This is a genomic window from Paenibacillus cellulositrophicus (genome assembly GCF_009363095.1).
In the GTDB taxonomy this organism is placed as follows: domain Bacteria; phylum Bacillota; class Bacilli; order Paenibacillales; family Paenibacillaceae; genus Paenibacillus_AQ; species Paenibacillus_AQ favisporus.
On record NZ_CP045295.1, the window covers coordinates 6,432,637 to 6,452,242 of the forward strand.

The window sequence follows — 19,606 nt, forward strand, 5'->3', positions numbered from 1 at the left end:
TAATAAAAGCAGGCATACGGCGGGGTTCATCCCGCTGTATGCCTGCTTTATTCATGTATGCCGATTAGAATTTAAAAATCTGAATCGTCTTTTGCAGCTGGAACACGGCCTGTCTCATTGCTTCGGTCTCATCGACGACCGCCTCGATCGACTTCATCTGCTCGTTCATGGCGGCGGACACCTGCTCCGTACCGGCAGAGGACTGCTCGGTGATGGCCGAAATATTCTGGATGGCCGCCGATATTTTACGGGCACTGTCCAGCATCAGGTCACTTTCATTTGAGAATGAAGTGATTTGCTCGGTTATGTATTGTACGCTTTCGACGATGTGGGCAAAGATCTGCTCGGCCTCGCGGATCCGTTCATTTTGCTGCTGCACCACATCCTCGTTGATCTTGATGTTGTCAATCGCCTGGTGAATGCTCTGCTCAATGCTTTTAACGAGGCTGAATACTTCCTGCGTAGACGCAGTTGATTCCTCCGCAAGCTTGCGGACTTCCTGGGCCACCACGGCAAAGCCAAGCCCATGCTCGCCTGCCCGCGCCGCCTCGATCGAAGCGTTTAAGGACAAGAGGTTGGTCTGTTCGGCAAGTTCGGAAATCGTCTTGGTGATCTTCGTGATGCCTTGGGCATTTTTGGACAGCGTGTCAATGGTCTTGGCCACATTTTCTGTTGCTTCGACGTTCTGTCGCATCCCTTCCGCTTGCTTCTCCACAGACTGGCGTCCTTTCTCTACGAGGCTGAAGGTAATTTCGGACTGCTGCTTCATTTCCTTGGTAGAGGCCGCATAGTTGCCGACTTTGAGCTCGATGGCCTGGATGGATTCGGTCATGCCGGCGACGTCCGAGGAAATTTCGTTCGCGCCGACGGCCAGCTCGTTGGCCGAAGTGGCGACTGTCGCCATGACGGTTTTAAGCTCCTGATTTTTATCCGCGATACCGCGGCTCGAATCCATCACCTGGCGGGTGATACTTGACGCGTCGTTCAAAATTTTCTTCAGCTTGTCCACCATGCTGTTAAACGATCGGCTGACGTCGCCCATAGAACCCGATTCATCCACACGGTTCGTAAAATCGCCTTTGGCAATGCTGGCGGTGGCGTTAGCGATGCTGTCAAACGAAGATGTAAGCGTTTTCTCGATGTAGCGGGCTAAAGGGTAAGTCAGTGCGGCAAAGATGATGACGAACGCCGCGCCGATGAGGATTTCCCCGATCAGAATAAAAATAATCAGGGCTGGGAGTGCGAACAATGCGGCCACCAAGTAACATCCGGCCAGGACCCGCTGGGACAGAGGAAGATTCTTCAGCCAAGACATAGGAAAATAGACCTCCTTCAATTGAGCAAATTTTACCATATTATAACATCGATATGAGCAAAAGGTCTATATATGAATATTTTTGTCGATTCACTACATGAAAGTGGTTCCATGAAGCCATAATAAACCAAAAAAGTGAGTTTTCAGGAGGTTGTTACCCGATGCGTATAGTGTTGATGATTTGGATGATGGTTCTGGCGGCAGCGGCTGCTCCGGCAGGAGCTGCATCAGCAAAGCCAGCCGATGTTTGCAAAATCGAGAAGAGTCTTTTTAAATCAAACGTCCAGCAGGAAGGAAACGTCTGCGACGTGCATATCAAACGCAGCGACCTGAACGTGTCGCTCATGGGTCGTCACCTTTCGCCGGAGCTGATGGATCTTGCCCTGGGTGCCACATTCGAGCACACAGACCCCCAAGGGGCGAAGGGAGCGGTGACCGGCGAATTCGCGCTGCTGGAGGACGAAGTCAATCCGGTCATTGATGCGCTCCGCAAAGGCAAGATCAACATCTCGGCTGTGCATAACCATTGGATGCAGCAGGAGCCGGAGGTGCTGTACCTTCATTTTCAGGCGGAAGGAGACCTCGCCTCCCTCAGTCATACGGTATACCACGCCATGGAAGCGGTGAAACACCAAGGCACGGTCCATTAAAACGGTTTATTTACGGCTCCAGATCAGTGAAGGACGGAACAGCAGGGGCGAAGCGCGGCTTTAACAACTCGGTGCCCGCAGCGGCTGCAATGGATGCCAGGCATAGAAGCAATCCGGCGGCCGCCACGACGGGAAGCGCTGACCACTCGAAAATGGTGCGGCCCGCGGCGGTCTGAATAGCGACCGCGGCAACGGATGCGATCCAAGCGGCGCTGCCAGTATGCAGAAGCAGCTGTGCGCGCCGGGCTTCGGCCCGAGAGCGCTCCAACAACCAGCCGAGCAGCGGCAGAACCTGCAGCGCATGAAAACCGAGGCCGTGCAGGACGATGATATTGCCGCTTGCTCCCGTAAAGCGCCCGTTCAGGGCGATCATCCACAAGCCGGCCGCAAAGCTAAGCGTCACCGACACAAATGAATAGCGGATGCCGAGGATCAGCAGCGGCCGTGTGGCCAAGAGCTTGCGGCGGAAAAAGGCAGCGGCAACAACGGTCGTCACGATAATAAGGATGAAGGATGCAAGGCCAAACGCAGTTCCGGCGATCGTATCGATGATTGAACCGGATTGCGAGAACCGCGGGTTCACGCCCCGAAAATGTTGGATCGTCTCCACGGCGTATGCATAGACGACGATCGGAACGAATACCCGGCGGATGGCCGTCCGCGCCCTTGCCTTAAAGCCGGACAGCGGCAGCAGCATGGCAATCGACAGCATAAATACGCCGATCGCCGCATTGAACGAAAAGGCACTGGCGACATTGCCCCCCGGCGGTACAATCGGGCCGAACATGCCGATATATGCAGCGATGCCCGCGGCAAGGACAAACCCCACAACACCGAGCCAAGCGAGCAGCTTCTCCTCCGCAAAGAGGCGTCCGGCGCCCCGCAAAGCCAAACGAATATAGTTTTCCATCAATCCTCAAACCTCCTGTTTTTTATTTATTGATAAATAAATATATAGGCTACAAAAAAGGCAGTCTGTAACTGCCTTTTTGTATTCTCTGTTTTGCTCCAGACCGGCTGGAATTTGAACCATCTAGAAGCGTTTAGCGTTTAGTCTCCATGCTCAAATAAGCACCACTCTAACAGTCCTTGAAGCAAAGCATCTGCGGTAAATCCAGCACTTCAGCTACCGTGATCAGATACCCCATGCCCATAAACTGGCTTGCCGCGGCTTCAGGCTCCGGCAAACCGGCGGCGGTAAATTTCTCCAGCACCGAACTGAATATATTGGAAAAAAGCCCGCGCACATGCTCGCGAATCGCCGGTTCCGGGATCGTATGCGCCTGCATGACGAGCAGCGTTTCTGCCCGGTAGCTGCTCATAACGTCATCAAATACTTGCCCCATGGTTTCCATCAGCTGATCGGCCGGCGCTTCGACCCGTGAAAAGGCATCGGCGATCCGCCCGATAGCCCGGTCGATGACAGCGATAAACAGCTCTTCCTTGTTGCTGAAAAAATGAAACACATACGGCTGCGTAACGCCAGCTTCCTTGGCTACCCGCGCCGTTGTTGCTTTGTAATACCCGAGTTCGGCAAATACGTCGACTGCTTTGGCTAAAATTTGTTCTTTACGATCCTGCCGGATGACCATCTTCGTTGCTCCCTTATTTATTGATAAATAAATAATAGCTCCACCATCACATGCTGTCAACATTTTCTATCTCCGACTTGTCTTTGACGAGTATGTCCGCTTTTACGTTCGCAGTCCGGACGCAGCCTGTTCAGCAGCATACGGGAAAAGGAACAGGGCTGACTGGAAGGCGCGCTATTTGCGTCCTTCCAGGTCAGCCCTGTCACGGGTGCCTTGCATTATTTATTGGAACCCGCATCTACTTACTTTATTTTCTGCCGGGCAGCACCTTATTTAATACGATCGCTGCAATCGATGCAGCCAAAATCGGCGACCCCAGCAAATATTGCACGAACGTAGGCAGCGAGTGCAGGAAATCCTGCGGGATCATGACTAATGCCAAAGTCAGGATCATCGGGATTGCGATGATGTACATTTCTTTTTCGGCGATGCTGACGTTTTTCATCACCTGCACGCCGTTAATGGCGATGATGCCGCAGACGATGGTGAAAACGCCGCCGATGACAGCCGTAGGGATGGAAGAGATCAACGCGGCCAGTTTACCCGAGCAGCCGAAGATGACAAACCATACACCTACGGCCAGGAAGACGCGGCGGCTCGCGATGCCCGTGATGGAAATGATGCCTGCATTGGTGGAATAACCCGTAACCGGCGTCGAACCGAGCAATGAAGCGATAAGACAGCTGATGCCTTCCCCGATGACACCCCGGTTTAAGTTTTTATCGGTTAACGGTTTATCGATGACGTTGCTGACGGCAAACCATGTGCCTGTCGTTTCGGCCAACAGGACGAAATAAATAATGACCATGGTAATGATCGCCGAAATGTTGAACGAAAAGCCGAAATCGGCAAAGGGGAGCTGCGGCATACTGAACCATTTGGCATCGTTCACCGCAGAGAAATGAAGCACACCCATAAAATTCGCCGAAATACACCCGACGACCAACGCGACCATGACCGAAATGATGCGGAAGATGGAGCCTTTACCGCGGAACAAGGAACCCAGGATGACAAAAATGATGAGTACAGCGCCCGATATGAGGGCCAGCAGCACGTTTTGGTTGATGGTCGCATCTGTCGCACCGTAGATATTATCCCGGATGGCCACAGGCAGTAAAGAAAGACCGACGATGAAAATGATCGTGCCGCCAACGATCGGCGGAATAAACGATTTTACGATTTTATTGAAAATGCCGGTAAAGCCCAAAACAATGACCAAAACCGCGCCAATCAAACCCGCGCCTAAAACGGAGTTCCAGCCTAACTGCCCACCGCCGCTGGCGGCATAAATGCTGACGATAGCGCCAAGCGGAACGTAGGAAGGGCCTTGGGCGACAGGCAGCTTCATGCAAAAATACGTTTGTACGATCGTAGCCAGACCGGCCGCAATAAAGGTCGCTTGAATCAAAGCGCTGGACTGGCCGGACGATAAGCCGATCAGCATCGCGATCAGAAATGGCACGACATAGACGTCCATGGCGACGACGTGCTGTAAGCCCAGAATGATCGATTTGTAGACCGGAATTTTATCGTCAGGTGAAACAGTCAATTGAGGAGCTTGTTCTTGAATCTCGGAATGCATAGCTGTTTGTGCCGCTGTTTGTGTGTTCACTCAGGAGTACACCTCGAATATTTTTGGATTTTTCTAGGAATAGCGAATGGTTTAACGTAGAAAAAGTATGCCAATCATTGCACTGGACGTCTACTTTTAACGCGAATGGACTTTTTCGCCCTGTACCCAAACTTCGCGGATGTTTTCGGGCCGGGTCAGGTACAGCATTTTTTGGAACACGTCGTTCAAATCTTCATTTGGATCAAAGATCGGCAGTTTGGCGGTTGGCAGCTTCGTATCGATGATCTGCACATCCCAGGCATAGTTTTCCTGGATGCGGCCGATCGGCAAGCTTAAGCTTTCGCCTCCCCCGGCTGTAGCGAGGTAAAACGCTTCGTTCACCGTAATGCGCGATCCCGGCATACCGCGGTCTTTGGCAGGTAGGGCAGGGTTCACGCCATCCTCCAGCATTCTGGAGGACATGACGGCTTGTCTGATATTATCGAACAGGCTTGGAGAAAAACCTCCCGAAATGTCGGTCCCCAGGCCGATCTCTACTCCTTTTTCGTGAAGATGGGCGACGGGGATAACGCTGTTGGCAAAATAGGCGTTAGATATCGGGCAGTGGGCGACAGCCGTTCCGGTTTCGGCAAATAAGTTCGCGTCATCGTCGCTCAGGAAATTGCAGTGGGCCATGACGGACTTGTCGCGCAGCAGCCCAAAATCATGCAGGGCATAGGCATCGTTTTTCCGGAACCGGTCCCGAACATAACCATGAGCCCAGTCGCTTTCGCTGCAATGCGATTGCACGTAGGCGTCGTATTTTTCGGCCAGCTCTCCCAAGCCGTGCAGCGCCTCATCCGTGCAGCTTGGAATGAACCTTGGCGTCACGACGGGAAATACGCCTTGTTTTACTGTTTTGGACAATGCTTTGACGGCGAGAATAAACTCTTCCGTGTCTGCAAGTGCCGCCTGGGTGTCCGCGTCGCGGTAATTTTCCGGATTTTGCTCCGGGTCATCCATGACGACTTTTCCGACGAGTCCGCGCTGGCCCCTTTCGGCGCAAATTCGAGCTAACAATAAACTGGATTCTTTATGTATGGTGGCAAAATATAGGGCCGTCGTGGTGCCGTTGGCGAGCAGGGTGCGGACCAAATCGTCGTAGACCTCATGGGCAAAATCGAGATCTGAGAACTTGGATTCCAGCGGGAAAGTATAGGTGTTGAGCCAATCATAGAGCGGGATGTCCAGTGCCGTTCCGGATTGGGCCCATTGCGGAGCGTGAACATGCAGATCGATGAATCCGGGCAGGATGTACTGGCCTTCAGTTAACGAATAAAAGTTGTCTTTTCCTTGATAAGCGTCCAGCAGAACCTGATAATCGGCATCCTCAGGAGCCACGATTTTTTCGATTTTCCCGTCATCATGGATACAGAAGAGATGGTCTTTTAGGATTTCAATTTCTTTGGATGATTTACTGGAAAATGCCGTTCCTCGAAACAATTGCTTATATTTACTCATAGTTACCGCCTTAATGTTCGTTATTTGATGATACTTTTGTTATTATATGCGCTGAAAAATGATTAGTCTATATTAAAAAGCGAATGATTGTGAAAGTGAAAAACCGCCTTCTACAGAAGGCGGTTACCTATATTAACCTTAAATCATCATGTACATGTCTAGACTTAATTCTGCCCCAGTATAGACCAAAGGGCCGTTGCGCTGCAGACTTAATAGCGAAGATAGACCCGGCTGCCGATCCGGGAAGCGGTGATGCCGTTCTCCCTGTAGGGCTGCTGCTGCCAGTTGGTGGGGGCCGGTGGCCCGCCAGCGGCGAATCCCGACAAATACAGAAAATCCGGATGGATGATCTGGTCGGTCAAATAGGCGGAACGGCTGCTGCCCGGAATCCGGTACCGGTTGAGCGTACTGATGATTTCGCCTGAAGTGACAATACCGACTCCGTGACCGTAGTACAGGTCGTCGTCCATTTGGATCGTATTTTCACCCTGCCACTCGATCCGATGGGGATTGACATCCGGATTTTTAAAATACCGGACGTCGCCCGGATAGGAATCCCGGGAACCCGTTTTTTCAATCAATCCCAGGTCGCTGTCGTAATGCCAGTCGTACAGGAGCAGATTCGCGAACAGACGGTTGAAGTCGTCTTCCCGAATACAATCGAGCACACCCTTGTACAATACGATCACGATCCCCGTCGCGCATTCGAAGCCATACGCCCAGCCATTCACGAAGATGTCCTGGATTCCCTGGGCAGGCGTAACATGGGGCTTGAGCTCGAAGCCGCCGCGCCGGTTCAAGTACCAGTACGCTTCGTTGCAGTGGGAATTTTTGAAGGTTTCAAACTGCACTCCGCTCCGGTTTAAGTCGGCTGCCGCTCTGACGATCGCTTCACGGAGCCTAAGTTCAAAGACCAGATGGGCCGGCGATTCGTAATGATATGCGGTCGTGCTCCTCATCTTCCTGTCGTAAATTTGCCTCCACAAATCCGGCCATCCTGACGGGTTCACCGTTTCCCCGCCGCTTCCAATCGTAATCACCCCGTTCATCCCTCCTTGCCGTTTATTGATGATCGAAAAAGCCCGCGGCATATATCAGCATATGAGCAGGCCGGGCCCGGAAATAACCCCGATTGTCAGATCCAAGCGATTAAGGCTGTCCTTTGTCAAAAATACGGTTTACGTTTGCTTCGGAAGGATGTTCTAATATAATAGGTTGAGAAGGTAACTTTTAAGGATCAGACTGGAGCTTCCATCATGAAAAAATTCAAAAAGTTTTACGTCGAACTGACGAGCAAATGCAATCTGGCCTGTACGTTTTGTCCGCCGACGCACCGGGCGACCAATTATATTACGATTGAGCAATTTACGCATACTCTGGATGAGATCAAACCCCACACGGAATATATTTATTTTCATGTCAAAGGCGAACCGCTGCTTCATCCGCATATCGACCAGCTGCTGGATATCGCCCATGAGAAAGGGTTTAAAGTGAACATCACGTCCAACGGCACGCTGCTGCACAAGGCAGGTCGGAAGCTGCTGAACAAGCCGGCGCTGCGGCAGATGAATTTCTCCCTGCACAGCTTTGACGGGCATGTCGGTTCCCAGGACAAGAACGGCTATATCTCCAAAGTGCTCTCCTTTGTCAAAGAGGCGGTGTCCCAATCGGGCATGATCGTATCGCTGCGGCTGTGGAATCTCGACCCGGACAACGCAACGAACTTGGAGCGGAGCCGCAATCGGGAAATGCTGGAGTACATTGAGAAGGAGTTTAACCTGGATTACAAAATCGAGGAAAAAATCGTTCCCGGCAAAGGCATCAAAATTGCGGACCGGATCTACATCAATATGGACCATGAATTTAAATGGCCGGACCTGACGGAGGAGGAGGACCTCAGCCGGGGCTTCTGCCATGGTCTCCGTAATCAGGCGGGCGTCCTGGTGGATGGAACGGTGATCCCCTGCTGCCTTGACGGGGAAGGTGTCATTAATCTCGGCAACATCCACAAGACCCCATTTTCCGAAATTATTGAAAGCGAGCGGGCAAACCGGATCGTCGACGGTTTTTCCCGGCGCGAGGTCGTGGAGGAGCTGTGCAGAAAATGCGGCTACCGCCAGCGCTTTAACTATAAAGCGAACGGCATCGCTTCTGACGAGCCGCAGCCTGCCCGCTCTGAATTACAGGAGGCGACTGGACTGTGAAACATTCATTTATGTTAAAGGCCGGCTGGAACGGCGGACGGAACAGCGATGGACAGATCGAAGCAGGCAATCTCCGTACGCAAATTTCCATCCCGAAAGAGATGGGAGGCCCGGGCGTCGGGACGAATCCCGACGAAATGCTGCTCGGCGCCGCCGCTACCTGCTACTTAATCACACTGGCGGCCATGATGGAGCGTTCGCACCTTCCGGTTCACGAGCTTTCGCTGGAGTCCGAAGGCATCGTGGACGTGACGGACAACATTTTTACGTACGTCAGCATTACGCACAAGCCGCATATCGTGCTGGCCCGTGATGCAACAGCCAAAGACGTGGAGACGGCGGACAGGCTGGCGCATAAAGCGGAAGGCTCCTGCATGATTTCCCGGGCGGTATCCGGGAATGTGGCCCTCGCAACTGAGCCGAAGATCGAAACCGTTACGGAATAGCGGCGTTAAAGCCTTGGTGAGAGGCGAGCGCCAAACCGCTGAATGTATGAACAGACCGCTTGGGCAGGCTGCCCGGCGGTCTTTCTGTTTGCTTGGACAAACTCAGGAAAGCGCCCAGATCACAAATGAATGAAAGCGGGTGAGTCGGCCTCCGGCTTTCGGGCATCCTGAGAAGGAGGACAGCCGAAGCGGTTCGGCGAGAGCCGGTATCATGGCCTATGGACAAACTAAACCACGCCGGGCCGGAAAACGCCGTCCGGTGGATCTTTTATCAGGCAGCGGTTTGTGTGAAGATAGGTACGGGGGGAATAACGTCATGTTTACGGATTTTAAAATTACAGAAGGCCGGCCGCTGACGGTGCAGGTCAAAGAATACTTGAAGCAGTGGATCACCAAGGGCAAGGGAAGGGTGGACCAGAAGCTGCCGTCGACTCGGGAGCTCAGCACGATGCTGAATATCAGCCGCAACACGCTGGTGGCGGTGTACACCGAGCTCGAGGAGGAAGGGTACATTTATACCGTCCGCTCCAAAGGAACTTTCGTCTCCAAAGTGGGCATCGCTTCGGTGCCTTCCTGGCATGTGGATTGGCAGCAGCATTTGAGCCCGGTGGCACAAGCGGCCACGGATCTGGATTTGATGAAGCGCGACCTGCGCGGGGAGAAGGGGATGATTAACTTCGCGAGCATCGCCCCCGACGAGAAGCTCTTCGACCTGGCCAACGTGAAGCGCGCTTTTCTGGACCGGATGGCGATCGAAGGGGAGATTTTGCTCAACTACGGCTACGCCAAAGGATACAAACCGTTGATCGAATATTTGACGGGTTATATGGAAACGAAAGGCGTCGACATGGACGGTAAAGATATTCTGATCACGAACGGGTTCACGGAAGCTTATGATATCATCCTGTCCTCGCTGAACGTGAAAGAAAAGCATATTTTGTGCGAAAACCCGACTCATCATACAGCCATCAAAATTTCCCGGCTTCAAGGATATGACATTACCGGGATCGGGATGGAGCAGGACGGGATCGATATCGGCGAGATGGAGCGGGCGCTGACCGAAAACTCCTTCGGTCTGGCGTTCCTCACCCCGTCGTATCACAATCCAACCGGGATCGTAATGTCGGCCGAGAAGCGGGTCGAGGTGCTGCGCCTGCTGGCAAAGCACCAGGTTCCATTGATCGAGGACGGTTTCAATGAGGAGCTGCGCTATTCGGGCTCGCACATGGCCCCGCTGGCGGCCTTCGGCGGGGATGGAAACAGCGTCATTTACCTCGGGAGCTTTTCCAAAATATTGTTCCCGGGCATCCGCATCGGCTGGATCGCGGCGGACAGGGAGCTGATCGATGCGCTGGTCAGCGTCAAGCGGGCGAGAAACATCCACACCTCCACGCTGGATCAGGCGGTGCTGTATCAATATTTTCATAACGGCAATTTTGAAAAGTATTTGAAGCGGGCGAAATCTGAATATAAGCATAAGCATGAGCTGGCTGTAGAGTGCTGCCGCAAGTATATACCGCACAAAAGGTTAACCGGAACCGGCGGGCTCCATCTGTTCCTTGAGCTGCAGGACGGCATCCGCTCAAGGGATATTTTGCGGGATTGTTACGAACAAGGCGTGGTGTTTACCGCAGGAGATGTGTTCTATACGGACGGTCAGGGCGAGGGAACGCTGCGGATCGGTTTTTCACGGGTGAGCGATGAAGACCTTGTGCACGGCATCCAGGTGATCGGAAAGGCGGTCCAAAGACGAATGGAGGAGAACGGATGTTAAGAGTAGGCGTAATTATGGGCGGAGATTCCTCCGAACGGGAGGTGTCGTTGATGACGGGCAGGGAGATCATCTCGCATCTGGATCCCGCCAAATACGAAGTCCGGCCGATCGAAATTACGAGGAAACGGGATTTGCCGCAGCAGCTGGCCGGTATCGATATGGCCGTGATCGCCCTGCACGGCAAATATGGGGAAGACGGAACGATCCAGGGTACGCTCGAGACGCTCGGTGTTCCATACACCGGCAGCGGCGTTTTGGCGAGCAGCCTGTGCATGGACAAAAATACGGCTAAGAAGCTGCTCCGTTACGAGGGTGTAGAGACACCCGACTGGACGCTGCTGACGAGTCCGGATGAGCTGGAGAACGTGCTCGCCTCGGAACCGCTCTATCCGCTTGTCGTCAAACCGAACAGCGGCGGTTCCAGCGTCGGCGTTACGCTGGCGCGGGATGAGCAGAGCTTGCGGGAAGCGGTGGAGCGCGCTTTCCACTGGGACGATGAAGTGATCCTCGAGCAGTACATCGCGGGTGAGGAAATCACGTGCAGCCTGCTGAACGGCGAGTACCTTCCGGTTCTGGCGATCAAGCCGAACGGGGAGTTTTTCGATTACACTTCCAAATACGAGGAAGGGGAGTGCGAAGAAGCCGTCGCGAGCCTGAATCCGGATACCGCCGAACGGGTCCGCCGGGCCGCCGAGCTCAGCTGCCGCGTGCTCAAATGCAGCGTGTACGCGAGGGTGGATGTCATGCTTCACCAGGGCATTCCTTACGTGATGGAGGTCAACACGCTGCCTGGTATGACCCGGACCAGTCTGCTGCCCAAGAGCGCGCAGGCCGCTGGGCTGTCCTTCTCCGCCCTGCTGGACCGGATCATCGAGGGGTCATTGGCTGAACGGCGGCGGGAATACGGGCTCGTTGTGTAATCGATGGTTGACAGCAAAAGAGCTGCTTTTAGGGCGGATCGCCCTGAAAGCAGCTCCTTTTGTTGAAGAGATCAAAAAATATATACATCCGATGCCAGATAGGCCGCGTCTTTCCCGCAGATTCGGCTCATCCGCCGACGGTCCCCGCGGATTATTTAAAGATACCGCTGATCTCTTCGACTTCAGCATCCGTTAATTGAACGTCCAGTGTCTTCAGGTTTTCCTTCACCTGCTCCGGTTTTTTCGCTCCCGGAATCAGGGCGTCAATGGCCGGCTGCTTCAGGTACCAGGCCAGCACCACATGAGCCACTTCGACGTTCTTTTGCGAAGCGATCGGCCGCAGTCGATCCACCTTGTCCAGGTTCCGGGCGAAAGCTTCACCTTGAAAGCGCGGATTGTTCGCGCGGAAATCGCTGAACGTGGTGTCCTTCGTATATTTGCCGCCTAGCAGGCCGGAAGCCAGCGGGAAATAAGGGACAAATGAGATGCCGTTCGCTTCACAGTATGGAAGCAGCTCCTTTTCCGCGTCCCGGGCAAAAAGGTTGTATTCCGATTGGAGCACATCCACATAGCCGTTCACGTTTGCCTCTTTCAGCTGGTCGATGCTGAAATTCGATACGCCGATGGCCCGGATTTTGCCCTGTTCCTTCAGCCTCTGCAGCGCTCCGACGGCTTCAGCCTTCGGCGTCTGCTCATCGGGAAAATGGATGTAGAACAGGTCGATGTAATCCGTCTGCAGGCGTCTTAGACTGTCTTCGACCGATTGCTCCAAAAAGGCGGGCGAATTGTCCATCACGACTTTGCCATCCACAAACTTGTGCGCGCCTTTGGTCGCGAGGACGGCTTTCGCTCTGCCTTTCTCTTTCAACACCTCGCCGATCAGCTCTTCGGAGCGGCCGGGACCGTAGATGAACGCGGTATCCAGGAAATTCACCCCGAGGTCGAGGGCGGTCCGGACCACGTCCCTGCCTGTCTCTTCATTCAGATTCGGATACAGATTATGCCCGCCGACAGCGTTGGCTCCGAGCCCAATCGGATTAATGTGCAGATCGCTTTTGCCTAAACGAATCGTAGCCATGGTGATCTCTCCTTCTCTACATTCATTGATGGTAATCCTTCATTATCATATCAAATTGCGAACTGTTTATACAATATGTACAGTTAAACGGGGGACGTGAGAGAGACGCTCCACTGAAAATGAATCGAAAAAACCGGGCACGGATCATTTCCGTGCCCGGCTGTGCGGGAGTGCCTGCCAAACCACTAAAAGGTAACAGTCATGTATGAGTTCCAACACGTGCATATCTCAAATGCTCTTAACACAAATGTTTTTATGAGCCCGGTTATTTAGTTCCGACGGCATTCGTAATCAGCGATGCCAGAAGTTTGGCTCCATCCTTCTTGAGATGGACCCCGTCGGGTGTAAAGAAGGACTTTCCGCTGCTCGCTTCGTACCAATCGAGCAGCGTCGCATTGTCATGGGCATCGGCTGCCTTTCGGAGCGCCGTATTGACCGTGCTTTCCCAGTTTCTCGGCACCCGGGTGTTCACGAGCACGACCTGCCGGACGTCCTTCAGCGAGTCGAGAAGCCGGGAAAGCTGCTTGGAGTTGAAGGCGCCATTGGTTCCGAGCTCGATCACCACGTAGTCGCCGAGCTTGCCTTCCGCCCGGAGCCGCTCCACGATGTCAGGCGCTTCCGACATTTGCCGGCCGATCTCGGCATCGACGACGATGCCGGGAAGGTACTGCTGCAAATATGGAGTGGCGTCCAGCAGGATGGAATCGCCGATGGCGCTCACCGCCAGATTCCGCTTGACCGGTGGAGGGGCGTTCGTTCCAGCTGCGCCGGCCCCTTGCCCGGACGCCTTGCCCGAACTCCCTCCCGGCTCGCCGGATTTGGCGGGAGGCGTGCCGGCCACGCCTACGGGATTCGCGGACGATGTTGCTTTGCCGCCGGCGGAAGGCGGGCCTTCGGCCTGGCCTGTAGTACCCGAAGCTGCATCATCCGTCTCCTGCTGGCCCTGGGATGCAGGAGGCGTTTGCACGTCGGCGGGACTGCCGGCGGAGGTCTTCGCCGGGCCGGCGTCGTGACGATCGCCGCCTTTTGCGGTTTGCTGGCCGGAAGCATCGGCATCCGCGTTTCCTGTGCCGTCCCCGGCAGCGGAAACCTCCTGTGACACCGGGCTGGAGCCGTCAGCTCCGGAAGCGGCCGGGCCGAGCGCCTGGACGGTGGATGCCACCGCCGGTGTCCGGGCGATGCCTGTGCAGGAGATAATGACCAGCAGCAGTAAGGTAGCCCCGGTAATCCAGCCCTTCAGCGGAATCTGATCAACGCCCAGTTTGCCGGAGCGCAGCTTCTTCAACCCTTTTCCCAATAACCCTTTGCGGATCGGTTCTTCGATTAATGTATACGACAGCGCAGCCAGCGCAATGCTGGCAGCCACCTGAAATACGGCTTTCAGGACGCTCACGTCTCCGGCTCCGCTTGTTGTGGATAAAATGATTACTGGATAATGCCATATGTATATGCCGTAGGAGCGAACGCCGAGCCATCGCAGCGGCTTGCAGCCAATCAGACGGCCCACCCGGCTAGCCGGGTGGGCGAGCACGGCCACGGCGGCGGCTGCGACCAGCGACAGAAGGACCAAGCCGCCGGGATACAGAAATGCGTCGTATTCGTTGGTGGTCCAGATCATGACCAGAATCGCTGCTATGCTGAGTATGCCGATGCCGTCCAGCAAGCGCCTGGAGAACCGGTCGATCCGGGGAGACAGCTTGCGGCTAGGCCAAATAATGCTGAGCGCGGCTCCTATAAGGAGCGAAAACGCCCGTGTATCCGTCCCATAATAAACCCGGCTGGGATCCGTCCCCGGATCGTAGATGACCAGCATCGCCAGGGCCGATACCGCCGCGGCTGAGAGCATGAACAGAAACATTTTTCCCCGCCGCGGGGCGAGCTTCAGACCGATCAGCATAAGCAGCGGCCACAGCACGTAAAACTGCTCCTCAACCGATAACGACCACAGATGTCCGAGCGGCGAGACGGGACCGAATTTTTCAAAGTACGAAACCTGGTGGTAGATCAGATACCAATTGTTGACATAAAAGAGTGACGAGATCGCGTCGCCCTTTAAAACCGGCATCGTAGACGGCCGCGCCAATGTTACCCAGGCGGTCACGGCAGCGAGCATGACGATCATGGCGGGAAGCAGCCTCCGGCACCGTCTGATCCAAAACTGCTTCAGGTCAAGTGTTCCGCTCCTTCGCCACTCGGCAGTAAGAAGATCGGTGATCAAATATCCGGACAGGACGAAAAATATGCTGACGCCAAGCAGTCCCCCCGGCGCCCAGCCGACGTTCAGATGGTACAAAATGACAGCGAAAACAGCCAGGGTCCGGAGTCCGTCCAGTCCCGGCATATATCTTTTATCATTCGGCGAGAGATGAATCATAGCGGCTTACCCGGCTTTCCAGGCAGGTGAGCGGCGCTGTTGTTAACGGCTATGTATGAACCTCCTGAGATGTATGTGCGCATTCTTTAGCTGCCTCCAGACATGGATGATCGGTGAAACATAAGTTTACCATGTCATACTTTATCATAGGCCACCGGAGGGAAAGTTACAAAATGATTGCGTTCATTTCACATTTTATTCATTATGTATATAGATTGAACTAAAGCTTTGATGAACTTCCGTTAGATCTGCTGAAAGTGGGGAATGAATGAAAATGAATGTAATCATGAGAAGAATGAGTGAATTTTCGCCTGCCGAGCTTACGGATCTTTGGAACGAAGGGTTTAAGGGGTATTCGGTCCCCATCACGATGAGCATGGACATGCTCCTCAAGAGAAGTGCAGATCAAGGATTGTCGCTCGCCCAGTCGATCGTCGGCTGTGTGGACGGTATTCCCGTCGGTTTTGTCATGAACGGTCTGCGGAATACCGGCGGCGTGAAGACAGCATGGAACGGGGGAACAGGGATCATCCCGGCGTATCGGGGCAAAGGCATCGGCAAGCTGCTGATCAAGGCCAGCCTTGAGCTGTACAAAGCGGAGGGTGCGGATGTCGCCCTGCTCGAAGCGCTGAGCGATAACAAGCCGGCGATATCGCTGTACGAGCGGATGGGATATGAGGTCATTGACGATCTCGTCTTCTATGAATGCAAAAGCCTGAAAGATGAAGTGCTGACGAGTGGCGGTTCCGGGAAGTACGAATTCCGCAGGGGCATTCCGCAGGATATCCAAAGGCTGCACGTGCCGGTCAGTAACCAGCCTTGGCAGACGCAATGGGAGAGCGTGGTGAACGGCGAATCGCTGATCGCGTTCGATCCGGAAGGTCAGCCTGCCGGTTACGCACTGTATAAAAGGGGTTTCGATGATCAGGGGACGCATACCTCCACGTCGCTGTTTCAATGCAAGGTTCTGGGCGGGCAAAGCGAAGACGCTTTGGCGCTGATGAAGGGCCTCCTAAGCGAAGTGTTTGGGCCGTCCAGCCTTGGACTGACCCTGCGTACCGTCAATATTCCCGGGTCCGAAACGATGCTGACGGGCGTGCTGAAGGAAGCTGGTTTTGGCATATCGGTCAGCCAGGTACATATGAAACGCAGCGTGTAACGGCTCAAGCGTTTATAAACTATACACGGGCCGAAGCTGCCGGTGGGAGCGCTGAGTTACTCCCGATCTTCATGGATATGTCTGACGCTTGTGCAGTTTCGCGGTTATTGTTAAGATATGATGCGGGCGGTTTCGATCCGAAAAGTCAAAACCGGACGAGCTTTTGGCCTGAATATGGATCAGCTTATGATAGAATTGCAATCGGTTACAAAGCCGGGTCGTCAGACTTCGGACAAATGACAAATGGCTTTAACAGCACGGGTGACTATTTTTAAACCTTGAATCAGGAGGATGCATCATGGCGAATACGAGTATTATTCTTAGGGTTGAGCTGGATCACGGGAAGGTAACTTTTGGAGATGTCGCAGCCGCGATCAGTAAATCGGGAGGGGACATCACCTCCATCGACGTCATCCGCCCCGGGAAGGATTCTTCTGTACGGGATATTACGGTAGAAGTGGTCGACACGCAGGAGGACCGCGTCGTTGAATCGCTGAAGCGGCATGACGGTATCAAGCTGATCAACGTGTCCGACCGGACCTTTCTCGTTCACTTGGGCGGCAAAATCAAGGTTCAGCCGACGCTGCCGATCAAAAACCGGGACGACTTGTCGCGTGTGTATACGCCAGGCGTGGCCAAGGTGTGCACTGCGATCCACGAAGACCAGGATAAGGCTTATTCGCTCACGATTAAACGTAATACGGTAGCGGTCATCACTGACGGTACAGCCGTTCTCGGGCTTGGGGATATCGGTCCGCATGCGGCGGCTCCCGTGATGGAAGGCAAGGCGATGCTGTTCAAGCAGCTTGCCGGCGTCGATGCGTTTCCGATCTGCCTGGACACGACGGACACGGAGGAAATTATCCGGACGATCAAGGCGATCAGCCCGATTTTCGGCGGCATCAACCTGGAGGACATCAGCTCTCCGCGCTGCTTCGAAATCGAGACGCGGCTGGCCCAGGAGCTGGATATGCCGATATTCCATGATGACCAGCATGGTACGGCCGTAGTCGTCATCGCCGGTCTCTTGAACGCCCTGAAGGTGGTCAACAAACGGATGGAGAATATCCGGGTCGTCGTGAACGGCATCGGTGCGGCGGGCGTATCCATTTGCAAAATGCTCCTCAGCGCCGGCGTAACGAAGCTGGTTCCGGTTGACCGAGAAGGCGCTATCGTCAGGGGAGGTACATACAGCCATCCGATGTGGCAGTGGCTGGCAGACCAGCCGCAGGTCGAAGCGAACGAAGGCTCGCTTAAAGAGGTCATCAAAGGGGCCGACGTATTCATCGGCGTATCGCGCGGCAATCTGCTGAACGGGGAGGATATCCGCAGTATGGGGCCGGATCCGATCGTCTTTGCGATGGCGAATCCAGAGCCGGAGGTGTCGCCGGAAGAGGCGATTCCGCATTCCCGGGTCTACGCGACCGGGCGCAGCGATTATCCGAACCAGATCAACAACGTGCTCGTCTTTCCGGGCCTGTTCCGTGGAGCACTTGACTGCCGGGCCCGCTGCATCAACGAACCGATGAAGCTGGCGGCGGCGCGGGCGATCGCTTCGGTCGTCTCGGGCGGAGAGCTGAACGAGCTGTACATTATCCCGAGTATTTTTAACGAGCAGGTTGTAATCGAAATCCGCAAAGCCGTAGTCCAGGCGGCGATCCTGACCGGGGTGGCGCGCAGAATTCCGAAGGACTTCAGATAAAACGCGGGGTTTCCCGGCTTAGAGCAGCTGACTTGTTCTCGTGCATACAACAATAGCAAAACCGTCCCATGTAAAGCGGTGTCACCCGGACATCGCAGCAAGGGGCGGTTTTTGTTTGCTCTCCGTGATTTATAACTGACAACTGACATAAGTAAAACGATCTGCATTATTCGGATGTTTTCGAAAGTCTATGGGATATTTTGTGTTTTGGCCGGGAGCTATAATAACCGTGACGAGAAAATAAAGGGCTTACAAGGAGGCTTTCCCCATGAAGATCACAAGACATCCGGAAAATCCGATCGTCGTTCCGGGCATATATAATTGGAGAAAAGTAACCGTATTCAATCCGGCGGTAATCATGGATAACGGTAAATTCTACATGATAGAACGGACGGCGGAATCACTGACTCCGTGCAAAAACGTGCTGGGGCTTCTCGAAAGCGAGGACGGCGTCCATTTCTCCCATGTCAAGGATGAACCGATTATCACACCGGACATGCTCGGTTTTCCTTACGGGAGTGTTCAGGACCCGCGGATTGTCAAGATTGAGGGCACGTACTATTTGAATTACGCGCTGCGCCCATGCGCGATGAGCTACTATCCGACCGGATCGGGTGTACCTGAGCGTTCCATACCTTCCTATCCGGACGGGTGGGGCGAAGAAGAGGGACACTGGCTAACCCGTTCCTCTATACTTAAGTCGGACAATCTCTTGGACTGGGAGTTTGTATCGGACACGACGCCGCTGGATATCAATGACCGCGACAATATTCTGTTCCCCGAAAAAATAAACGGGAAATACTACCTTCTTCGGCGTCCTGAAGAATATGTCGGGGAAGCTTACGGCACGGAGAAAGCCGCGATGTGGATCACAAGCTCGGAAGACCTCATCCACTGGGACGAGCCTGTGCTTCTCGCCAAAGCCGAAAATCCGGATTGGGAATCTAAAAAAATCGGCGGTTCCACCCCTCCGGTACGTACGGATCACGGCTGGCTGGTCCTTTACCATGGGGTGGACGAGGACACGGTGTACCGCGTTGGAGCGATGCTGCTGGATTTGGAACAACCGGAGAAAGTCATCGCCCGGACGAAAAATTACATTATGGAGCCGGAAACTTATTACGAGAAATTTGGCTACCAAATCCCGAACGTCATTTTCCCGACGGGCAACGTGGTAAAAGACGGACTTCTCTATATTTATTACGGCGTGACAGATACGGCGATTGCGCTGGCTACCGTTCCGCTGGATGACCTGGTGCAGCATATTTTGAGCGAATCTTTGGTGTAGGACAGCTCCGGTATTCGAGAATATTACTTTA

General features: G+C 54.0%; 16 protein-coding genes. 8 read left to right on the forward strand and 8 right to left on the reverse strand.

The features are described 5' to 3' along the window. Positions 1-64: 64 nt before the first annotated feature. Entirely contained in the window at positions 65-1,315 is a 1,251-nt protein-coding gene (locus tag GCU45_RS29375) for a methyl-accepting chemotaxis protein (RefSeq protein ID WP_116231090.1), read from the reverse strand. A gap of 161 nt (positions 1,316-1,476) precedes the next feature. Between GCU45_RS29375 and GCU45_RS29380 the strand changes: the two genes are divergently transcribed. Next, positions 1,477-1,965, forward strand: a complete 489-nt coding sequence (locus GCU45_RS29380) for a DUF1259 domain-containing protein (protein WP_152402531.1) — start codon at positions 1,477-1,479, stop codon at positions 1,963-1,965. Between the two features lie 10 nt (positions 1,966-1,975). Here the strand turns inward: GCU45_RS29380 and GCU45_RS29385 are convergent, their stop codons facing one another. From GCU45_RS29385 to GCU45_RS29405, 5 genes are all read right to left on the reverse strand, one after another. Further along, positions 1,976-2,875, reverse strand: coding sequence for a hypothetical protein (locus GCU45_RS29385; RefSeq protein ID WP_152402533.1), 900 nt, complete (start codon positions 2,873-2,875; stop codon positions 1,976-1,978). Positions 2,876-3,044: 169 nt separating this feature from the next. Further along, positions 3,045-3,557, reverse strand: a complete 513-nt coding sequence (locus tag GCU45_RS29390; protein ID WP_105443494.1) for a TetR/AcrR family transcriptional regulator — start codon at positions 3,555-3,557, stop codon at positions 3,045-3,047. Between the two features lie 247 nt (positions 3,558-3,804). Continuing rightward, positions 3,805-5,139 (reverse strand): uracil-xanthine permease family protein, encoded by a 1,335-nt coding sequence (locus tag GCU45_RS29395; protein ID WP_076169481.1) that lies wholly within the window; start codon positions 5,137-5,139, stop codon positions 3,805-3,807. A 126-nt stretch (positions 5,140-5,265) separates the two neighbouring features. Then, on the reverse strand, positions 5,266-6,630 hold the full coding sequence (gene guaD, locus GCU45_RS29400) for a guanine deaminase (protein WP_152402535.1): 1,365 nt from the start codon (positions 6,628-6,630) through the stop codon (positions 5,266-5,268). 209 nt (positions 6,631-6,839) lie between these two features. Then, positions 6,840-7,670, reverse strand: a complete 831-nt coding sequence (locus GCU45_RS29405; RefSeq protein WP_244364329.1) for a protein-glutamine gamma-glutamyltransferase — start codon at positions 7,668-7,670, stop codon at positions 6,840-6,842. A 216-nt stretch (positions 7,671-7,886) separates the two neighbouring features. On the opposite strand from GCU45_RS29405, the gene GCU45_RS29410 reads away from it, so the two are divergent. The 4 genes from GCU45_RS29410 (at position 7,887) to GCU45_RS29425 (ending at position 11,974) form a co-directional block, all read left to right on the forward strand. Next, a complete protein-coding gene (locus tag GCU45_RS29410; protein ID WP_152402537.1) occupies positions 7,887-8,834 on the forward strand; it encodes a radical SAM/SPASM domain-containing protein in 948 nt (315 codons plus the stop codon). Beyond that, positions 8,831-9,280, forward strand: a complete 450-nt coding sequence (locus tag GCU45_RS29415; protein WP_152402539.1) for an OsmC family protein — start codon at positions 8,831-8,833, stop codon at positions 9,278-9,280. Before GCU45_RS29410 ends, GCU45_RS29415 begins: the two co-directional genes overlap by 4 nt. Positions 9,281-9,596: 316 nt before the next feature. After that, positions 9,597-11,054: a MocR-like pyridoxine biosynthesis transcription factor PdxR gene (locus GCU45_RS29420; RefSeq protein ID WP_152402541.1), complete on the forward strand. Its 1,458-nt coding sequence runs from the start codon at positions 9,597-9,599 to the stop codon at positions 11,052-11,054. Beyond that, positions 11,048-11,974 (forward strand): D-alanine--D-alanine ligase, encoded by a 927-nt coding sequence (locus tag GCU45_RS29425; protein WP_152402543.1) that lies wholly within the window; start codon positions 11,048-11,050, stop codon positions 11,972-11,974. The genes GCU45_RS29420 and GCU45_RS29425 overlap by 7 nt, the downstream gene beginning before the upstream one ends. A gap of 151 nt (positions 11,975-12,125) precedes the next feature. Here the strand turns inward: GCU45_RS29425 and GCU45_RS29430 are convergent, their stop codons facing one another. Both GCU45_RS29430 and GCU45_RS29435 read right to left on the reverse strand, forming a co-directional pair. Further along, positions 12,126-13,052 (reverse strand): aldo/keto reductase, encoded by a 927-nt coding sequence (locus GCU45_RS29430; protein WP_152402545.1) that lies wholly within the window; start codon positions 13,050-13,052, stop codon positions 12,126-12,128. Positions 13,053-13,317: 265 nt separating this feature from the next. Then, on the reverse strand, positions 13,318-15,426 hold the full coding sequence (locus tag GCU45_RS29435; RefSeq protein ID WP_152402547.1) for an acyltransferase family protein: 2,109 nt from the start codon (positions 15,424-15,426) through the stop codon (positions 13,318-13,320). 268 nt (positions 15,427-15,694) lie between these two features. Between GCU45_RS29435 and GCU45_RS29440 the strand changes: the two genes are divergently transcribed. The 3 genes from GCU45_RS29440 (at position 15,695) to GCU45_RS29450 (ending at position 19,575) form a co-directional block, all read left to right on the forward strand. Beyond that, positions 15,695-16,585, forward strand: a complete 891-nt coding sequence (locus GCU45_RS29440) for a GNAT family N-acetyltransferase (protein WP_152402549.1) — start codon at positions 15,695-15,697, stop codon at positions 16,583-16,585. A gap of 298 nt (positions 16,586-16,883) precedes the next feature. After that, positions 16,884-18,287, forward strand: coding sequence for an NAD-dependent malic enzyme (locus GCU45_RS29445; RefSeq protein WP_145156888.1), 1,404 nt, complete (start codon positions 16,884-16,886; stop codon positions 18,285-18,287). 268 nt (positions 18,288-18,555) lie between these two features. Continuing rightward, positions 18,556-19,575, forward strand: coding sequence for a glycoside hydrolase family 130 protein (locus GCU45_RS29450; protein ID WP_152402552.1), 1,020 nt, complete (start codon positions 18,556-18,558; stop codon positions 19,573-19,575). Positions 19,576-19,606: the final 31 nt, after the last annotated feature.

Bases quoted from the DNA above. Each gene is read 5' to 3' on its own strand.
- GCU45_RS29395 (WP_076169481.1), bottom strand. From the start codon at position 5,139: ATGCATTCCGAGATTCAAGAACAAGCTCCTCAATTGACTGTTTCACCT.
- GCU45_RS29375 (WP_116231090.1), bottom strand. From the start codon at position 1,315: ATGTCTTGGCTGAAGAATCTTCCTCTGTCCCAGCGGGTCCTGGCCGGA.
- GCU45_RS29410 (WP_152402537.1), top strand. From the start codon at position 7,887: ATGAAAAAATTCAAAAAGTTTTACGTCGAACTGACGAGCAAATGCAAT.
- GCU45_RS29440 (WP_152402549.1), top strand. From the start codon at position 15,695: ATGAAAATGAATGTAATCATGAGAAGAATGAGTGAATTTTCGCCTGCC.
- GCU45_RS29435 (WP_152402547.1), bottom strand. From the start codon at position 15,426: ATGATTCATCTCTCGCCGAATGATAAAAGATATATGCCGGGACTGGAC.
- GCU45_RS29445 (WP_145156888.1), top strand. From the start codon at position 16,884: ATGGCGAATACGAGTATTATTCTTAGGGTTGAGCTGGATCACGGGAAG.
- guaD (WP_152402535.1), bottom strand. From the start codon at position 6,630: ATGAGTAAATATAAGCAATTGTTTCGAGGAACGGCATTTTCCAGTAAA.
- GCU45_RS29450 (WP_152402552.1), top strand. From the start codon at position 18,556: ATGAAGATCACAAGACATCCGGAAAATCCGATCGTCGTTCCGGGCATA.
- GCU45_RS29420 (WP_152402541.1), top strand. From the start codon at position 9,597: ATGTTTACGGATTTTAAAATTACAGAAGGCCGGCCGCTGACGGTGCAG.
- GCU45_RS29385 (WP_152402533.1), bottom strand. From the start codon at position 2,875: ATGGAAAACTATATTCGTTTGGCTTTGCGGGGCGCCGGACGCCTCTTT.
- GCU45_RS29390 (WP_105443494.1), bottom strand. From the start codon at position 3,557: ATGGTCATCCGGCAGGATCGTAAAGAACAAATTTTAGCCAAAGCAGTC.
- GCU45_RS29425 (WP_152402543.1), top strand. From the start codon at position 11,048: ATGTTAAGAGTAGGCGTAATTATGGGCGGAGATTCCTCCGAACGGGAG.
- GCU45_RS29430 (WP_152402545.1), bottom strand. From the start codon at position 13,052: ATGGCTACGATTCGTTTAGGCAAAAGCGATCTGCACATTAATCCGATT.
- GCU45_RS29380 (WP_152402531.1), top strand. From the start codon at position 1,477: ATGCGTATAGTGTTGATGATTTGGATGATGGTTCTGGCGGCAGCGGCT.